We start from the raw sequence: 16,005 nt of genomic DNA on the forward strand, positions 1-16,005 counted from the left end.
CCCTTGATCAACCTTTCGTCGTGTCGAGACGCAGCTTGGCATAACGGCCAGGTGCATCTTCGATCACCTTCAGCTTGCCCTTTGCCGGGTCGCGCGCCGGCACCATGTCGGCGTCGAGCGCGGTCACCCACTGCTGCCAGTCGGTCCACCAGGAACCGGTGTGTTGCGTGCAGCCCTCCAGCCACGTGTCGGCATCGGCTGCCAGCTTGGGTGCGGCACTGGTCCAGTAGCCGTACTTGTTGGCGGCCGGCGGATTGACGATGCCTGCAATGTGGCCGGAGCCGCCGAGCACGAAGCGCGTCGGGCCGGACAGCAGGGTGGCACCGGTGTAGGTGCTTTTCCACGGCGCGATGTGGTCTTCGATGGCGGAGATGAAATACACCGGCTGCTTGATCTTGCGGATGTCGATCGCTTCACCGAGCACCGTGATGCCACCCGGCTCGCGCAGCTTGTTGTGGATGTACATCTGGCGCAGGTAATAGCTGTGCATGCAGGCCGGCATGCGGGTCGAGTCGGAATTCCAGTACAGCAAGTCGAACGGGAAGGGCTCGCGGCCCATCAGGTAGTTGTTCACGACGAACGACCAGATCAGATCGTTCGAGCGCAGCATGTTGAAGGTGCCGGCCATTTCCGACCCTTCGAGATAGCCGCGCGAGAACATCTTCTTTTCCAGCCCCTCGACGGCCTTCTCGTCGATGAACACGCCCAGCTCACCCGGCTCCGAGAAATCGATCAGCGTGGTGAAGAAGGTGGCACTGGCGATCCGCTTGTCCTTCTTCGCCGACAGATAGGCCAGCGTGGTGGCCAGCAGCGTGCCGCCCAGGCAGTAGCCGGCGGCATTGACTTCGGTTTCGCCGGTCTGCTTCGTGATCATGTCGAGTGCGGCCAGCGGCCCCTGCTCCACGTAATCCTCGAAGGTCAGCTGGGCCAGCTTTTCGTCCGGATTCACCCAGGAAATGACGAACACGGTGTGACCCTGATCGGTCGCCCACTTGATGTAGCTGTTCGAGTCGCGCAGGTCGAGGATGTAGTACTTGTTGATCCAGGGCGGCACTATCAGCAGCGGACGCTTGAACTGCTGTTCGGTCGTCGGGTTGAACTGCAGCAGCTGCATGAGCGCGTTCTCGCCCACCACCTTGCCCTGCGTGGTGGCCACGTTGCGACCCAGTTCAAACGCCGTGGTGTCGGTCATGCGCACGCGCAGCTGGCCGTCGCCATCCTCGATGTCGCGCAGCAGGTTGTTGAAGCCCTTCAGCAGGTTCTGGCCATGGCTGCGCACGGTTTCGCGCAGCACTTCGGGGTTGGTCAGCGCGAAATTGCTCGGGCTGAATGCGTTGATGGTCTGGCGGGTGAAGAAATTGACCTTCTGCAGCGTGTGTTCGTCCATGCCTTCGACGTTGCTCACCACATCATGGATGTGGCGCGCCGAAATCAGGTAGCTCTGCTTGAAGAAATCGAACAGGAAATGGCTCTGCCAATCTTCGCCGCGAAAGCGGTTGTCGCCCTTGACCGGAGTGACCACCGGTGCTGCATCGACACCCATGAATTTCAGCATCGATTGCTGCCACAGCGTGTAGTAGTCCCACACCAGTCCCATCTGCGCCTGCGCCAGCTTGTACGGGTTGGACAGCAGGTGCGACGTCATGTCCATGAAGGCCTGGGCGATGCCCAGTTCGTCGGCTGGCGGCGTGATGCCGCGCTTGAGCTGTCGCTGGACGTGGTCTCCGAGCAGCTTGGACGCTCGTTCGGCGACCTGGGCATAGGTCTTGGCGACTTCTGCCGGATCAGGCAGGGACGACGCCTCGGGCTGTGTGGTGTCTTTGGTGGCTGGTTTATTCATGGCTCTGGCTCCCCCGGAAACTGGTTATGGCTGGGTGTAACGAAGCACGCCGTCCTGCTTCGGCAGGCGGCGCAGGCGACCCGTCTGCCACAGGTGGTTGAGGTGGGCAATCACCTCTCCCATGGCAAAGCGGGTCTGGAAACTGTCGAGTTCGCGCTTGAACAGCGATGGCAGCAGCGCCGCCGCGGTTTGCGGCTCGGCACACAGGCTCACGATCAATGCGAGGCGTTCTGCATGGTGCGCCTGAAGCGCATCCACGCGTGCGGCGATGCCGACGTACGGATCGCCGTGCGCCGGCAGCACCACGGTGTGGTCGGGCAGCGCGCGAAAAAGTTCGATCGAATCGAGGTACTGACCGACCGCGTCCACCTCCGGCTCGTAGGCCAGCGTCGGCGTGTTGGGCGAGATGCGCGGCAGCAGCATGTCGCCGGCGATCAGTACCGGATCGTTGGCGCGATGGAAGGACAGATGCTCCGGCGAGTGGCCGTAGCCCGCGATGGCCGTCCAGTCGTCACCGCCGATGCGCAGGGTTTCGCCAGGCAGGATGCGCCGCATCGCCAGCGGCAATTCACCGACGACCTGCCGGTAGCGCCCGCTTTCACCGCGCATCGCATCGGTCTGTTCGGCAGCCAGACCGTGCAGCACGAAAAAGTCGGCCATCAAGCCCCGGTCCGACGCAGGCACGGTGCCGAACCAGGCTTGTGCCGTCATGAATTCGCCGAGCGACATCCAGATGCGTGCGCCGGTCTGCTGCGCGAGCCACTCGCCGAGCCCGAAGTGGTCAGGGTGGCAGTGGGTGATCAGTATCCGGCGCACCGGACGACCGGCGAGGTCGCCGGTCAGCGCCGCGGTCCAGTTGGCGCGCGTCGCGTCATCCGGAAAACCTGCGTCCACCAGCGTCCAGCACGGTCCGTTGTTGCTGCCATCCTCGTACTGATCCTCGATGGCCCACAGATTCACGTGACCGGGCGCAAAAGCGACCGGCATGCGCAACCAGTGCACGCCACGCGCCACCTGCACCATGCAGCCGGCTGGCGGGGCGATCGCGGGATGGGGTTCGAGGGCAGACACGATGGGCAGCGTAGTCCAAGGCGTTGAATTCCTTGAATGGTAACCCGAAACGACTGCGCATTGTGCAGTGCAATATCGAACCTGCTTCCGGAACGCGATGGCGGGCTTGCCAGGGTCTGTTGCCATGAATCGCGAACCGCAATTTAAAGCCAACAGACCCTAAACTTGCGCATCAGGGCGCGGAACACCGGCGGCTGGCCGGCATCAGAGATTTGCGGGTCGCCTGACGGCCCATGAATCCGGAGGAAACAATGCGGAAAACGATGTGTTTGCTGCTGCTCGCGCTGAGCGGCCCGATGGTGTGGGCCGAGGACGAAGACCCGACGAAGTTCGTCACCTTCAGCCAGGATTTCGCCGGCAATTGCGTGTCGCGCAACTCGGTGCAGCTGCTCGTTGCCAATAGCCATCCGACGCGCACCGTGATGGTGTGGCTCGACCGCTTTCACATGGATGTGGGCACCGGCGACCGCTCGAAGACGGAAATGAAGCCGGGCGCCGAGCCGGTGCCGCTCGGCTGCTCGCGCACGCTCGACGGACCGCAGGAGTGGCGTATTGTCCGGGCAAAATTTCTCGACTGAAGGCCGATCCGGATCAGGAATTCTTTGCGCCCGGCCCCGCGTGCCCTGCGCAGGGCACGCGGGGCCGGGCATACTCGCCAGTGTTCGCTTTCTCCAACCCGAATTCGTACCGTCCGATGCGCGTCTGTGTGTTCTGCGGCTCCCGCGAGGGTGACCGCCCCCTGTATCGCGACACCGCCGCCGAACTGGGCACGCTGATCGCGCGCGCCGGCCACGGCGTGGTCTATGGTGGCGGCAATATCGGACTGATGGGCATCATCGCGGACGCGACGCTGGCGGCTGGCGGCGAGGTGATCGGTGTCATTCCGCGTCACCTGCTCGATCGCGAAGTCGCCCACAATGGCCTGAGCGCGCTGCACGTGGTGGGCAGCATGCACGAACGCAAGGCGCTGATGGCCGAACTGGCGGACGTATTCATCGCCGCACCCGGCGGCTTTGGCACACTGGACGAACTGTGCGAAATTCTCACTTGGGCGCAACTGGGGCTGCATCGCAAGCCGTGCGGCCTGCTGAACACAGCAGGCTACTTCGATCCGCTGCTCGCGATGTTCGATCATGCGGTGCAGGAAGGTTTTCTCAGCGCTGCGCACAGGCAGCTCATGCCGTCCGAGCACGATGCGCAGCGCCTGCTCGATCGTCTGCTGTCCGCCGTCGTTTCCGGGGAGAATTCGCTGCATGAAGCCTGATCTGACGCGCCTGCTGTTTGCCTGCGCCTGCGCGGGCCTGCCCGCCGCAGGCACTGCACAGAATGCACAGGTGCGTCCGGTCGACCTGGTGCAGGCGGTGCCGCTGCTGACCGAAAGCGGTCGTGCGGGTTACAGCCGCTTCCTGCGCATCGGCATCCGCCCGCGTGCCTTTGCACTGAACATGAATGGCGACTGGGCCTGGAACGCCGGCGAAGGCGCCGTGACTGACGCACTGGCACGCTGCGAGGCGCACGGCCTGCCCTGCCAGCTGTATGCCGTGGACGAGGAAGTCGTGATGCCCGGCTTCGAACTGGGTGCTCCGCTGCGCGCGCTCGGCGGCACGCTGGTACAGGGAGACCCGCAGTGACGCGCCACGCTGACGCGCTGGTGCTGACCGAAGTCGATGCCGGCATCGGCATCGTCACGCTGAATCGCCCGCATGCGCACAATCTGCTCGACGCTTCGCTCGCGGAGTCGTTGATCGGCGCCATCGACGATCTGGTCGCGCGGCCCGGCGTGCGCACCATCGTCCTGTCGGCGCTGGGTGACAGTTTCAGCGTCGGCTCCGATCCGCTCGAGCTGGAACGCAGCGGCCTGATCGCCGTCGAGCCGGCGCTGGCGGCACGATTGCTGCGCAGCGTCGCCGAATGCCCGCGGCCCGTGGTGGCACGCGTGCAGGGCCCGGCATACGGGCTGGGTGCCGGCCTGATTGCCGCATGCGATATTGCCATAGCCAGTTTCGACGCCGAATTTTCGTTCGAAGCCGTGCACATCGGTCGCGTACCGGCCGTCATCGCTCCGTATGTGATCGGCGCAGTCGGTCCGCAGCGCGCGCGGCGCTATTTCCTGACCGGCGAGCGATTTTCTGCATCCGAGGCCTACCGCATCGGCCTGCTGTCGGAACTGGCCGCGTCGGCCGAACAACTGGACGATGCGATCGGGGAAGTCGTCGATGCGCTGCTGCTCGGCGGACCGCGTGCGCAACAGCAGGTCAAATCGCTGGTGCGTGCGCTCGGCCGGCCGCGGGTGGACGAAAAGACGCTCGATCAGGCGGTGGACATCGAACATCGGCTGGATGCCGGTGCCGAAGCGCAGGAAGGTCTGGACGCGCTTTTCGGGCGGCGTCATCCCGGCTGGGTGCCGGCCGGCAGTTCGTGATGACGGCGCTGCCCGCCGCCGTCCGCATCGTCGAAGTCGGCCCACGCGACGGCCTGCAGAACGAAGCGGTTGCGCTCGACGTCGATCGCCGGCTCGAACTGATCGGCCGGCTTGCGGATGCCGGTCTGCGCGACATCGAAGCCGGCGCCTTCGTATCGCCGCGCCGCGTGCCCAACATGGCCGGCAGCGGCGAACTCATGGAGCGGCTCGATCGCCGCCCCGGTGTCAGCTACCCCTGTCTGGTACCGAACGAAACCGGGCTCGATGCTGCGCTGGATGCCGGCTGCACCGACATCGCGATCTTTGCCGCCGTGTCGGAAACCTTCTCGCAACGCAATACCGGCTGCAGCATCGCCGAATCGATGGACCGGCTGGCGCGCGTGGCGGTGCGTGCGCACGATGCAGGTCTGCGGGTGCGCGGCTACCTGTCATGCGTCATGGGCTGCCCCTACGAAGGTGCCGTCAGCGCTGAAACCGTCGCCACGCTGGCGGCCGAGCTGATCGCCATGGGTTGTCACGAAGTGAGCCTCGGCGACACGACGGGCGCAGGCAGCCCCTTTCGGGTGCGCGCGCTGATCGACAGCGTCGCGCGACACGTGCCACCCCGGCAAATCGCCGGTCACTTCCACGACACCCGCGGCATGGCTGCCGCGAACGCCTATGCTGCAGCACTGGCTGGCGTGACCGTATTCGACGCCTCGGTCGGCGGATTGGGCGGCTGTCCCTTCGCGCCGGGCGCGACCGGAAACGTTGCGACCGAAGACCTTGTCTACCTGTTCGATGATGCCGGCGTGCACACTGGCGTCGATCTGCAGAAACTGGTGGATGTGGCGTCCTGGATCAGCGCGCAACTCGGCCACCCGGTCGCGTCGCGCGTGGCCCGTGCCTTCAACTCAAGACGACCTACATGATTGCTTCACCCTGCACCGGCGTTTGCCAGCTTGACCCCGCCACCGCGCTCTGCCTGGGCTGCCTGCGCTCGCGCGACGAAATAGCCTGCTGGGGTTCGACGACAGACAGCCATCGCCTGCAGATCCTGGCCAATATCGGTCGGCGCGAAGCCGCTGGACACCTGCGGGTCACGCCGATGGACGGCACGTGAGCGATTCAACCCGACTTCAGCTTGCGCGGGCCGGCAGCCGGCTTGACCGGCGGCTGTTCGGCGGGCGCAGGGTATTCGCAGGCGGGCGGATCATTCGGCACCGGTTCGGTGCGCGACCCCGCGCGATCGGCGTCACGTTCGGAACGCCGCCTGTTGGCCTGACTGCGCTGAAGTCTGAGATATCGCATGCCGGGCTCCTTCGGGTTGAAAGTGCAGCGGGCGGAAATCCTGGCACGGCTCGGAAATGCGTCAGGCCCTGCAGAAAATCGCCTGTGACGCACCTACCTGGATCATCATTGACAGTCAGTCGCCTGCGGTCGGCAGAGGCGTCCGGCGCAGGCCTGAGCTTCAAGCGTAGATTGCGGCCGGTCAGAGTCAAGCATGTTGCATGCATGAACATCCATTTGCAGGGTGAATCAAGGTGAACGAATTGCGACGCGGCGCGATGCGCCTCGTATTGATCAGCGGCATGTCCGGTTCCGGCAAGAGCGTGGCGCTCAATGTGCTGGAGGATGGTGGCTTCTTCTGCGTCGACAACCTGCCGGCGCCACTGCTTCCGCAACTGGTCGGGCATTTGCGCGAAGCTGGCTACAGCCGGGTCGCCATCGCGGTGGATGTACGTTCCGGCAAGAGCATGGAAGCGTTGCCACCGATGATGGGCGTGCTGCGCAACGGCACCCAGTTGCAGACGCTGTTCCTCGACGCGCGTGACGCCACGCTGATCGCGCGTTTTTCGGAAACACGCCGCCGCCACCCGCTGGGCGACGACCAGACCTCGCTCGGCGAGGCGATCCGGCGCGAGCGGGAGCTGCTGGCGCCGATCGTCGAACTGGGCCACCGCATCGACACCAGCGATCTGCACGCCTCCGTGCTGCGCAAGTGGATACGCGACGTGGTCGAAGTCGATGAAGCGGTCGGCCTGACGCTGATGTTCGAGTCGTTTGGCTTCAAGCACGGCATTCCGCTCGACGCCGATCTGGTGTTCGACGTGCGCTGCCTGCCCAATCCGTACTACGACATCGCACTGCGACCGCAGAGCGGCCAGGACAAGCCGGTGATCGATTTCCTCGAAGGCCATGCAGAGGTGATCCGCATGCGCGACGACATCGCGCGCTTCGTGGGCGACTGGCTGCCCTGCTACGTGAAGGACAGCCGCAGCTACCTCACCGTGGCCATCGGCTGTACCGGCGGTCAGCATCGCTCCGTCTACATGGCGCAGTGGCTGGCCGAACACTTCCGCAGCGCGGCGCGCGTGCTGGTGCGCCACCGCTCGTTGGCTTCGGCGCATAAATGAAGGCGGTGCGGCCGGGCGACTGGCTGGTCATCGCCGCCGGCCTGCTCGCCACCGCGGCGACTGCGGCCGCGCAATGGGGCCGCAGCGCACCGGCCCTGGCACAGGTCAGGCTGGACGGGCGCATCGTGGCCGAACTGCCGCTGACCGGCACGCATCGCATCGCCCTGGACGGCGCCCTCGCCGCGCGCGGTCAGACCGTGATCGAGGTCGAACCGGGCCGGGCGCGCATTGCGGCCGATCCAGGCCCGCGCCAGTACTGCGTGCAGCAGGGCTGGCTGACCCGCACCGGCAGTGTTGCGGTGTGCGCACCCAGCCACATTTCGCTGCAATTGGTCGGGCCTGACGGTGCGCATGACACGGTGGCTTTCTGATGTCGCCATCGGCCACGACGCTGCTGGTCGAGCCGAGTGCGCGCGACCGCCGGCTGGCACGCTACGCGGCGGCGGCGATCGCCGCGTCGCTGGTCGAGGCGGCGATTCCGAGTCCGCTGCCGGGCGTCAAGCCCGGTCTGGCGAACATCGTCATCCTGATCGTGCTGGCGCGTCACGGCTGGCGCGACGCGGCCTGGGTCAGCGTGCTTCGGGTGGTCGCCGGCAGCCTGCTCGCCGGCCAGTTTCTCGCGCCCGGCTTCTTTCTGGCGGGTGCCGGCGCACTGGCCAGTCTGGCGGTACTGGGCGCGCTGCAAGCGTTGTCCTGGCACTGGCTCGGGCCGGTCGGCCGCTCGGTCGCCGCCGCGTTTGCCCATATCGGCGCGCAACTGGTGCTGGCGCGTCTGTGGCTGGTGCCGCATGACGGCCTGTTCAACCTGGCGCCGGTGTTCTTCGGCGCCGCACTGCTGTTCGGCGTCCTCAATGGCATCGTCGCCGCGCGGCTGATGCAGGAGAAAGACTGATGCACACATCCCCCGCTGCACCGCCGACCGTCCTCGTCGCGCTGACCGGCGCCTCCGGCATGCCTTATGGCCTGCGCCTGATCGAATGCCTGCTGGGCGCAGGCTGCAAGGTGTGGCTGGTCTATTCGCAGGTGGCGCAGATCGTGGCCCGGCAGGAAATGGATCTGCTGCTGCCGGCCAATCCGGCGCAGGCCGCACGCGAACTGTCCGAACGCTTCAACGCGCAGCCCGGTCAGCTGGAGGTATTCGGCCGCGAGGACTGGAACTGCCCGCCCGCCTCCGGCTCGAACCCGCCCGACGCGATGGTGGTGTGCCCGTGCTCGATGGGGACGCTGGCGGCGATCGCCCACGGCCTGGCATCGAGCCTGATCGAGCGCGCCGCCGACGTGGTCATGAAGGAACGCCGGCAGCTCATCCTGGTGCCGCGCGAAACGCCATTTTCCACGCTGCACCTGGAGAACATGCTGAGCCTGTCGCGCAACGGCGCGGTCATTCTGCCGCCGTCGCCCGGCTTCTACCATCAGCCCCGGGGCATCGACGACCTGGTCGATTTCGTCGTGGCGCGCGTACTCGATCAGCTGCGCGTGCCGCACGATCTGGTGCCGCGCTGGGGTGATGCGCCAACGGAGTGAAGGCCGAAGGCCCTGTCACACGCCTGACATGGAAATGAAACAAGCTGCACAGCTCGTTCGGTCGCCCCCAGTCGGCGATCGGGCACCACGGGAGCGAGCATATGAAAATGGACAGCCAGACGCTGGATGGCGACATCACCCTGATCCGGCTGGACGGCCGGCTCGACATCGAAGGCGCGCAGACGCTGGACCAGCCCTTCACCTATCTGACCAGCACGCACCCGGCGAGGATTGCGGTCGACCTGTCGGACGTCAGTTTCGTCGCCTCGATCGGCATCCGTACATTGCTCGCAGGCGCGCGCGGCCAGGCCGCTCGCGGTGGCAAGCTGGTGCTGTTCGGTGCCCAGCCGATGGTGCTGCGCGTGCTGCAGACAGCCGGCGTCGACCAGTTGCTGACCTTGTGTTCCGACCTCGACACCGCGCGCGCGGCACTCGACGCCTGAGCCCGCTGAATATGCTTGCGGGGGGCGCCGATGCATAGCGCCCATGCGCGCCGCAGCCTGCGGCTGATCAACGACAGCGGCGCGATTTCTGCCGCCAGCGCCTGGCTGCGCACGCTGGGCGACAGTTTCGAGCTGGGCAGCGAGCTCACGTTCCGGCTCGACCTGTGTGTATCGGAACTGGTTGCCAACATCATCAGCTACGCCTTCGAAGACGAGGCGCCGCACACGCTGGCGCTCGATCTCATCCTCGAACCGCAGTCGGTGAAGCTGGTCATCGCCGACGACGGCCGCGAATTTGATCCGCTCGCGCTGCCCGATCCGGTGGCCCCGGCCACGCTGGAAGAAGCGAGCGTAGGTGGCCTGGGTGTGCATCTGGTGCGCCAGTTTGCCGACCAGGTGAGCTACGAGCGGGTCGGCGCGCGCAACCAGCTGACGCTCGCATGGACCCGGCCCGGCCGCGCCGGGCCAGCCCAGGGCCGCGCGCCGATCCGCCGCGGCATCGAACGCCGGCGCCGCCCGGCTGCGGCTTTCCCGCTTACGGCCAGTGATGGTGCACGCATTGCCGCGGATCGGCGAAGCGGTGGCGAGCGACGCGCACTCGGTTTCATTTCCCGTATCGAGCTGTTCCGCGAAGTACCGTACGCACTGATCGAAGGTCTGCTCGCGCACTGCCCGCAGCGCGACTACCCCGATGAGTACGTCGTGCTGGCGCCGGGCGTACCGAACGAGCACGTGGCGCTGGTGCTGACCGGTCGGTTGCGTGTGCACCTCGATACGCCGCAGGGCGGCGATTACAGCGTGATCGCAGCGGGCGAATGTGCCGGCGAGCTGTCCATCATCGACGGCGAACCGGCCTCGGCCTGGGTGGTGGCCGAACCGGGCACCCGCCTGCTGCTGATCGATGCCCACCAGTTCTTTTCCGAGCTGCTGCCGCTGCCGCGCGTCGCGCGCAATCTGCTGGGCATGATGGCGGCGCGCATGCGCAAGACGAATCAGCAGGTGATCGACCGCGTGCGCAACTCCATGCTGCTCGACCGGCTGCAGTCGGAAATGCGCACCGCGCAGGAAATCCAGACCGGCATGCTGCCGATGCGCTCTCCGCTGTTCCCCGAGCACTTCGAAATCGAATGCGAAGCGAGCATCCAGCAGGCACGCGAAGTCGGTGGCGATTTTTTCGATGCCTTCTTCATCGATGAAAAGCGCCTGTTCGTGGCGATCGGCGACGTCTGCGGCAAGGGCATGCCGGCCGCGCTGCTGATGATGCGCACGCTGACCACGCTGCGCTCGGAGGCCGGCCGCAAACAGGGCCAGAAAGGCCATCTCGAACGCGTGATGGAGCGCATCAACCGCAAGCTGGCACTGAACAACGACCGCCTGCTGTTCGCCAGCCTGTTCATCGGCCTGCTCGACACCGGCAGCGGCAGCTTCCGCTTTGCCAATGCAGGCCACCTGCGGCCGGTCATCGCGCGACACGGCGAGCCAGCCTCGCTGCTCAAGGTTCCGCGCAACCCGATCGCCGGCATCGATCCGGCGATCGATTACGCGCTCGGAGAAACCCGGCTGGCGCGCGGCGACCTGCTGCTGCTATATACCGATGGCGTGACCGAGGCGGAGAACGAAGCCACCGAGCAGTTCGGCGAAGCACGCCTGCTCGCCGCCGTCACCGGCGCGGCCCGCGGCAGCGCGCTGCAGACCCTAGGCGCGGTGCGCGACGCCACGCGCGCCTTCTGCGGCGCGCACGCCCAGGCCGACGACATCACGCTGCTGGCGCTGCGCTTTCTCGGGCAACCCTGAAGCAGCCCCGGGGCGGCATCGCTGTAACCGTCGTGTCGCCGCTACGTCATATCGCCTGAACACTGCGCACCTATCTTGAAGCTGACCCTTCACGGAGATCGTCTGCATGCTTCAGGTCGATACCGCACGCGAGCGGCGTGCCCAACGCAATCTCAGCGTCACGCTGGCGAACTGCGAATCCGAAATCCTGGCGGCGCAAAAGCTGCGCTGGCGCGTATTTGTCGAGGAACTTGGCGCCCGCCTCGACACGCCGACGCACGGCGTCGACAGCGACCGCTTCGATCCGCACTGCGACCACCTCATCGTGCGCGATGACGACAACGGCCGCATCGTCGGCTGCTACCGGATACTGGCGCCCGACGCAGCGCGGCGCACCGGCGGTTACTACTCGGAAACCGAATTCGACCTCGGCCGGCTCGACCACCTGCGCTCGCAGATCGTCGAAATCGGCCGCTCCTGCATAGACCCGGACTACCGCAACAACGCGGCGGTGATCGCGCTGCTGTGGTCCGGTCTCGCGCGCTATCTGCTCGACGGCGGCTACCAGTACCTGATCGGCTGCGCCAGCATCAGCATGGCCGACGGCGGTCACAACGCGGCGGCGATCTTCAACAGCCTGAGCGACCGCATGGCGCCGCCCGAGTACCGCGTGTTCCCGAAGGTGCGCCTGCCGCTCGAGCGGCTGACCCCGCATCCGGCCTGCGTCGTGCCGCCACTGGTCAAGGGCTATCTTCGCGCCGGTGCCGACGTGTGCGGCGAACCGGCCTGGGACCCGGACTTCAATACGGCCGACCTGCCGCTGCTGCTCACCCTGTCACGGCTGGACGCGCGCTATGCCAGGCACTTCGTGCAGCGCGCTGCCTGAGCCGGGCACCCTCGTCGAACCATCGGGCAAACCATCAGGCAGAATGCGAGGACACGCGCCATGTCACTGATCGATATCTCAGCCGACTTTTTCGACGCATCCGCCTTGACCTTCGAAAGCCCGCCCGCCCGTCAGCCCGTCAGCAACGCCTCCGACAGCGGCCTGCGCGCCGGGCTGCGCATGAGCTGGCGCATCTCGCGTCTGGCCGTGCATCTGGCCGACGGTTGCGCCCGCGTGGCGCTGATCTATCCGCTGGTGTCGGCGCGCACGCAGCGCAAGATCAAGGCGCAGTGGTCGCGCCGCCTGCTGCGCGTGCTCGGCGTCGAACTGCAGGCCGGCGGACCGCTGCCGCGTCCGGGCCAGCTGCTGGTGAGCAATCACATCTCATGGGTGGACGTGTTCGTCATCAACGCGATTTCGCCGCTCGGCTTTGTCTGCAAGGACGAAATCCGCAGCTGGCCGGTACTGGGCTGGCTGGTCGCACGCAATGAAACGGTATTCATCCGGCGCACCAGCCGCAACTCGGCGGCCGAAGTGCGCAACACGCTGGTCAGCGCGTTGAGCTGCGGGCGCAGCGTCATGGTGTTTCCGGAAGGCACGACCACCGACGGGCGCAGCGTGCTGCCGTTTCGCGCCGCGATGTTCCAGGCGGCGATCGATGCCGGCCGCGCGGTCAAGCCGGTGCGCCTGAGCTACCTCGACATGCACGGCGAGCTGTCCGAAGCCGCGCTGTACATCGGCGACACCACTTTCTGGCAATCGGTGTGCCGGCTCGCCCGCGCGCCGCGCACCGTGGCACGGGTCGAACTGCTGCCGTCTTTGCCCACGCACGGCCACACCCGCCAGCATCTGGCCCGCACCACGCACGCCACCGTGTCCGGTCTAGAAGCCCCGGCAACTGACCACGCGCCGGCCGAACCCGCGAACTGACGCCGCGCCGGGCGCCGCAGGGCGGCGCGCGGTCTATACTCGGCACGCCTGCCAGAACGGATGACCGGCCGGTCATCGGGCAGCGCCGGAGCCAGCCGTTGAAGATCTTTCTGTCCTACGCGTCGGAAATACGCGCGCGTGCCGAAGGCGTGAATGCCGCGCTGCAGGCCGCCGGACACGACGTATTCTTCGACCGAGAAGACCTGCCGGCCGGCCTGAACTACGACGACCGCATCCGCAGCGCCATCGAAAGCAGCGACCTGTTCGTGTTCCTGCTGTCGCCCGCAGCGGTCGCCGAAGGCCACTACACCCGCACCGAATTGAAGATCGCCCGCCGCCGCTGGCCGGATCCGGCCGGCCATGTGCTGCCGGTGATGGTCGAAGCCACCCCGTTCAGTGCCCTGCCGCCCTATCTGGGCTCGGTCACCGTACTGGTACCGGAAGGCAATCTGGCGGCCGAGGTCGTATTGGCGGTGGCCGACATCGAGCGACTGCCTTCCCATGCAGCGACCGAACCGGACGCGGTCACCCCACCACCCGACTCGCCCGACGCCACGCCCACCTATGCCTCGCTGAAGGTGCGCTTTTCCTATGCCGAGGCCGGCCGCTACACAGTGGATATCAACAGCCCGCAGGCGGTCGACGGCTTCAGCGGAGACTGCGCGATCGACGCACCGGCGATCGAGGATGCGATGCGTGGCGCGGCGGTCGGCGACACGCTGCGCCGCCCGCCCGGGGCGCTGGCCCACAATGGCCTGCCCACGGCGGCACAGGCACGTGATGCCGGCACCCTGCTGTACCGGGCGCTGTTCGGACCGACGCTCAGGACGGGCATCGAAGACAGCCTGCGCGCCATCGATCCGCAGCAGGGCAAGGGCCTGCGCTTCGTCATCGACACCACCGACACGCCGGAACTGGGTCGTCTGCCGTGGGAATTCCTGTACAGCCCGGAGAAGGACGACTTCCTGTTCTCCGACCGCATGAAGCCGGTGGTGCGCTGGCTCGACGTCGATGAACCGACACCGACGCTGAGCATTTCGCCGCCGCTGCGCGTGCTGATCGCATTCGCCGCTCCGGGCGGTCTGGCGCCCTTGAGCATCGGCGACGAACTGGCGCGGCTAGACCAGGCGCTGGCGCCGCTGACCAAGCGCGGCCTGATCGGCATCACGCGGCTGGAGAACGCGACCCTGGAGCGGCTGGACGACGCGCTGCTGACGGTGCGACCGCACGTGCTGCATTTCATCGGCCACGGTGACTTCAACGGCGGCGACGGCCTGCTGCTGCTGGAAAGCGATACGCCCGACCGCGCGCCCGACCCGCTGACCGGGCGCAGGCTCGGCGTGCTGTTGCGCAATCATCTGGCCAATCTGCGGCTGGTGTTCCTGAACAGCTGCATGGGTGGCGCGGTATCGCCGGTCGACCCGTTCGGCGGCATCGCGCAGACCCTGATCCGGCGCGGCGTGCCGGCGGTGATCGCGATGCAGTTCGCGATTCCCGACAAGGCTGCGGTCGAGCTGTCACGTCACTTCTATCGCTATCTCGCCGCCGGCCAGCCGGTAGACGCCGCACTGACATCGGCACGCGCCTTCCTGTTCGCCCGCGGTCACGAGGTCGAGTGGGGCGCACCGGCGCTGCACATGCGCTCGCCGGACGGGCGGCTGTTCACGATTGCCCCTCCCGCCACACCCGCTGTTGTTCCGCTCGCCGTCCCGGTGGCCTTGCCCGCTGTCGAACCGGAGGCAGCGCCTGTCCGTGAGCCCGGTGCGTCACACGCCGCTGCGCCGGAAGCCGCTCAGGAACAAGCACCACCCTCCCTGGCGCCGGTAACCGTCCCCGTACCAGAGACGGTACCGATCGCCGCACGCTCGTCCCGGACCCTGCTCTATGGCGCGCTGGCTGCGCTGCTGTTGCTGGTGATCGGTGTCGCGCTGCTGACCTTCAACGCCTCTGACCTCGCCCCGTCCTCCGCTGAGCCTGCCGGCACAGCGCCAGCTGCCCGACCGGTCTCTGCGCCCGAAACGCAGGCCGAGCGCACTCGTCTTGCGGTCGCTCAGGCCATCGCGCAACTGGAGGCAGGTCAAGATGTTGCGGCAGCGGCCACCCTGCAGGAATTGCTGCGGCTCGATCCGGATGCGCTCGATCCGGCGTCGCTCGGCGCTGATGCACAACGCCTGAGCGTGCTGCTGTGGGACGCGGCGCAGCGCGCCGCAGACCCTGCGCTCGGCGCGCTGTTCGCGCACTTGTCCGGGTGGGTGGGCAACGTGGTAGCGAGCGCAGGTGAGCCCCCCGATTTCGCCGTCGACAGCAAGGTCGAACCGGCGGCCGGCACCGATCGGGGCGAAGCGCTTTACACCGTGCGCCGCGGCGACACGCTCGAAGGCATCGCGAAGCGGCTGCTCGGTGATGCGCGGGAATGGACATTCATCCTCGAGCGGCACAATGCCGCCAGCGCACTGGCGCCCGGACTGCGGCGGATCAGCGACCCCGATTACATACTGGCCGGCGAGTATCTGGCCGTGCCGGTGACCGCCGACGAGGCCGGTCTGCCCGGGTGGCCCTACCACGTGCAGCCGGGCGATTCGCTGTGGGGCATTGCAACGCGCATGTATGGCCAGGGTCGGCTCTGGCCGCGCATTGCGGACGCAAACACCGACACGGTGCCCGACCCCTCACGCCTTCAGCCCGGGCTTCTGCTGTTCGTCCCCGCCCCTGCGCGCTGA

At 66.9% G+C, this 16,005-nt stretch carries 18 protein-coding genes; 15 read left to right on the forward strand and 3 right to left on the reverse strand.

The window, feature by feature from the left end:
• Nucleotides 1–7: 7 nt before the first annotated feature.
• Together BSY238_RS08435 and BSY238_RS08440 are read right to left on the reverse strand one after the other, a co-directional pair.
• Nucleotides 8–1,840 carry a PHA/PHB synthase family protein gene (locus BSY238_RS08435; RefSeq protein ID WP_069038738.1) on the reverse strand — a complete coding sequence of 611 codons (1,833 nt, stop codon included), beginning with the start codon at nucleotides 1,838–1,840 and terminating at the stop codon, nucleotides 8–10.
• A gap of 24 nt (nucleotides 1,841–1,864) precedes the next feature.
• Nucleotides 1,865–2,911: an MBL fold metallo-hydrolase gene (locus tag BSY238_RS08440; protein WP_069038739.1), complete on the reverse strand. Its 1,047-nt coding sequence runs from the start codon at nucleotides 2,909–2,911 to the stop codon at nucleotides 1,865–1,867.
• 263 nt (nucleotides 2,912–3,174) lie between these two features.
• On the opposite strand from BSY238_RS08440, the gene BSY238_RS08445 reads away from it, so the two are divergent.
• The 6 genes from BSY238_RS08445 to BSY238_RS08470 all read left to right on the forward strand — a co-directional run bounded on the left by BSY238_RS08445 (nucleotide 3,175) and on the right by BSY238_RS08470 (nucleotide 6,435).
• Nucleotides 3,175–3,489 carry a hypothetical protein gene (locus tag BSY238_RS08445; protein WP_223300317.1) on the forward strand — a complete coding sequence of 105 codons (315 nt, stop codon included), beginning with the start codon at nucleotides 3,175–3,177 and terminating at the stop codon, nucleotides 3,487–3,489.
• Nucleotides 3,490–3,569: 80 nt separating this feature from the next.
• The gene (locus BSY238_RS08450) at nucleotides 3,570–4,175 is read left to right on the forward strand and encodes a TIGR00730 family Rossman fold protein (protein WP_442922960.1); all 606 of its coding nucleotides are present in this window, start codon (nucleotides 3,570–3,572) and stop codon (nucleotides 4,173–4,175) included.
• Complete coding sequence (locus BSY238_RS08455) at nucleotides 4,165–4,542, forward strand: hypothetical protein (RefSeq protein WP_150123908.1); 378 nt, start codon at nucleotides 4,165–4,167, stop codon at nucleotides 4,540–4,542. The genes BSY238_RS08450 and BSY238_RS08455 overlap by 11 nt, the downstream gene beginning before the upstream one ends.
• Nucleotides 4,539–5,333, forward strand: coding sequence for an enoyl-CoA hydratase-related protein (locus tag BSY238_RS08460; RefSeq protein WP_069038741.1), 795 nt, complete (start codon nucleotides 4,539–4,541; stop codon nucleotides 5,331–5,333). Before BSY238_RS08455 ends, BSY238_RS08460 begins: the two co-directional genes overlap by 4 nt.
• Nucleotides 5,333–6,244: a hydroxymethylglutaryl-CoA lyase gene (locus BSY238_RS08465; RefSeq protein ID WP_069038742.1), complete on the forward strand. Its 912-nt coding sequence runs from the start codon at nucleotides 5,333–5,335 to the stop codon at nucleotides 6,242–6,244. The genes BSY238_RS08460 and BSY238_RS08465 overlap by 1 nt, the downstream gene beginning before the upstream one ends.
• Nucleotides 6,241–6,435, forward strand: coding sequence for a DUF1289 domain-containing protein (locus tag BSY238_RS08470; RefSeq protein WP_069038743.1), 195 nt, complete (start codon nucleotides 6,241–6,243; stop codon nucleotides 6,433–6,435). Before BSY238_RS08465 ends, BSY238_RS08470 begins: the two co-directional genes overlap by 4 nt.
• 5 nt (nucleotides 6,436–6,440) lie before the next feature.
• On the opposite strand, the gene BSY238_RS08475 is transcribed toward BSY238_RS08470, so the two are convergent.
• Nucleotides 6,441–6,623: a hypothetical protein gene (locus tag BSY238_RS08475; protein WP_069038744.1), complete on the reverse strand. Its 183-nt coding sequence runs from the start codon at nucleotides 6,621–6,623 to the stop codon at nucleotides 6,441–6,443.
• Nucleotides 6,624–6,880: 257 nt separating this feature from the next.
• Between BSY238_RS08475 and rapZ the strand changes: the two genes are divergently transcribed.
• From rapZ to BSY238_RS08520, 9 genes are all read left to right on the forward strand, one after another.
• Nucleotides 6,881–7,729 carry an RNase adapter RapZ gene (rapZ, locus tag BSY238_RS08480; protein WP_069038745.1) on the forward strand — a complete coding sequence of 283 codons (849 nt, stop codon included), beginning with the start codon at nucleotides 6,881–6,883 and terminating at the stop codon, nucleotides 7,727–7,729.
• Nucleotides 7,726–8,100 (forward strand): NusG domain II-containing protein, encoded by a 375-nt coding sequence (locus BSY238_RS08485; RefSeq protein ID WP_069038746.1) that lies wholly within the window; start codon nucleotides 7,726–7,728, stop codon nucleotides 8,098–8,100. The genes rapZ and BSY238_RS08485 overlap by 4 nt, the downstream gene beginning before the upstream one ends.
• A complete protein-coding gene (locus BSY238_RS08490) occupies nucleotides 8,100–8,621 on the forward strand; it encodes a Gx transporter family protein (RefSeq protein ID WP_069038747.1) in 522 nt (173 codons plus the stop codon). The genes BSY238_RS08485 and BSY238_RS08490 overlap by 1 nt, the downstream gene beginning before the upstream one ends.
• Complete coding sequence (locus BSY238_RS08495; protein ID WP_069038748.1) at nucleotides 8,621–9,253, forward strand: flavin prenyltransferase UbiX; 633 nt, start codon at nucleotides 8,621–8,623, stop codon at nucleotides 9,251–9,253. The genes BSY238_RS08490 and BSY238_RS08495 overlap by 1 nt, the downstream gene beginning before the upstream one ends.
• A gap of 101 nt (nucleotides 9,254–9,354) precedes the next feature.
• Complete coding sequence (locus tag BSY238_RS08500) at nucleotides 9,355–9,696, forward strand: STAS domain-containing protein (RefSeq protein ID WP_069038749.1); 342 nt, start codon at nucleotides 9,355–9,357, stop codon at nucleotides 9,694–9,696.
• A gap of 30 nt (nucleotides 9,697–9,726) precedes the next feature.
• Nucleotides 9,727–11,490, forward strand: coding sequence for a SpoIIE family protein phosphatase (locus tag BSY238_RS08505; protein WP_069038750.1), 1,764 nt, complete (start codon nucleotides 9,727–9,729; stop codon nucleotides 11,488–11,490).
• A 106-nt stretch (nucleotides 11,491–11,596) separates the two neighbouring features.
• Complete coding sequence (locus BSY238_RS08510; protein ID WP_069038751.1) at nucleotides 11,597–12,355, forward strand: GNAT family N-acetyltransferase; 759 nt, start codon at nucleotides 11,597–11,599, stop codon at nucleotides 12,353–12,355.
• Between the two features lie 60 nt (nucleotides 12,356–12,415).
• Nucleotides 12,416–13,285: a lysophospholipid acyltransferase family protein gene (locus BSY238_RS08515; protein ID WP_083223979.1), complete on the forward strand. Its 870-nt coding sequence runs from the start codon at nucleotides 12,416–12,418 to the stop codon at nucleotides 13,283–13,285.
• Between the two features lie 98 nt (nucleotides 13,286–13,383).
• Nucleotides 13,384–16,005: a CHAT domain-containing protein gene (locus BSY238_RS08520; RefSeq protein WP_069038752.1), complete on the forward strand. Its 2,622-nt coding sequence runs from the start codon at nucleotides 13,384–13,386 to the stop codon at nucleotides 16,003–16,005.

It is taken from the genome of Methyloversatilis sp. RAC08, from assembly GCF_001713355.1.
Taxonomy (GTDB): Bacteria; Pseudomonadota; Gammaproteobacteria; order Burkholderiales; family Rhodocyclaceae; genus Methyloversatilis.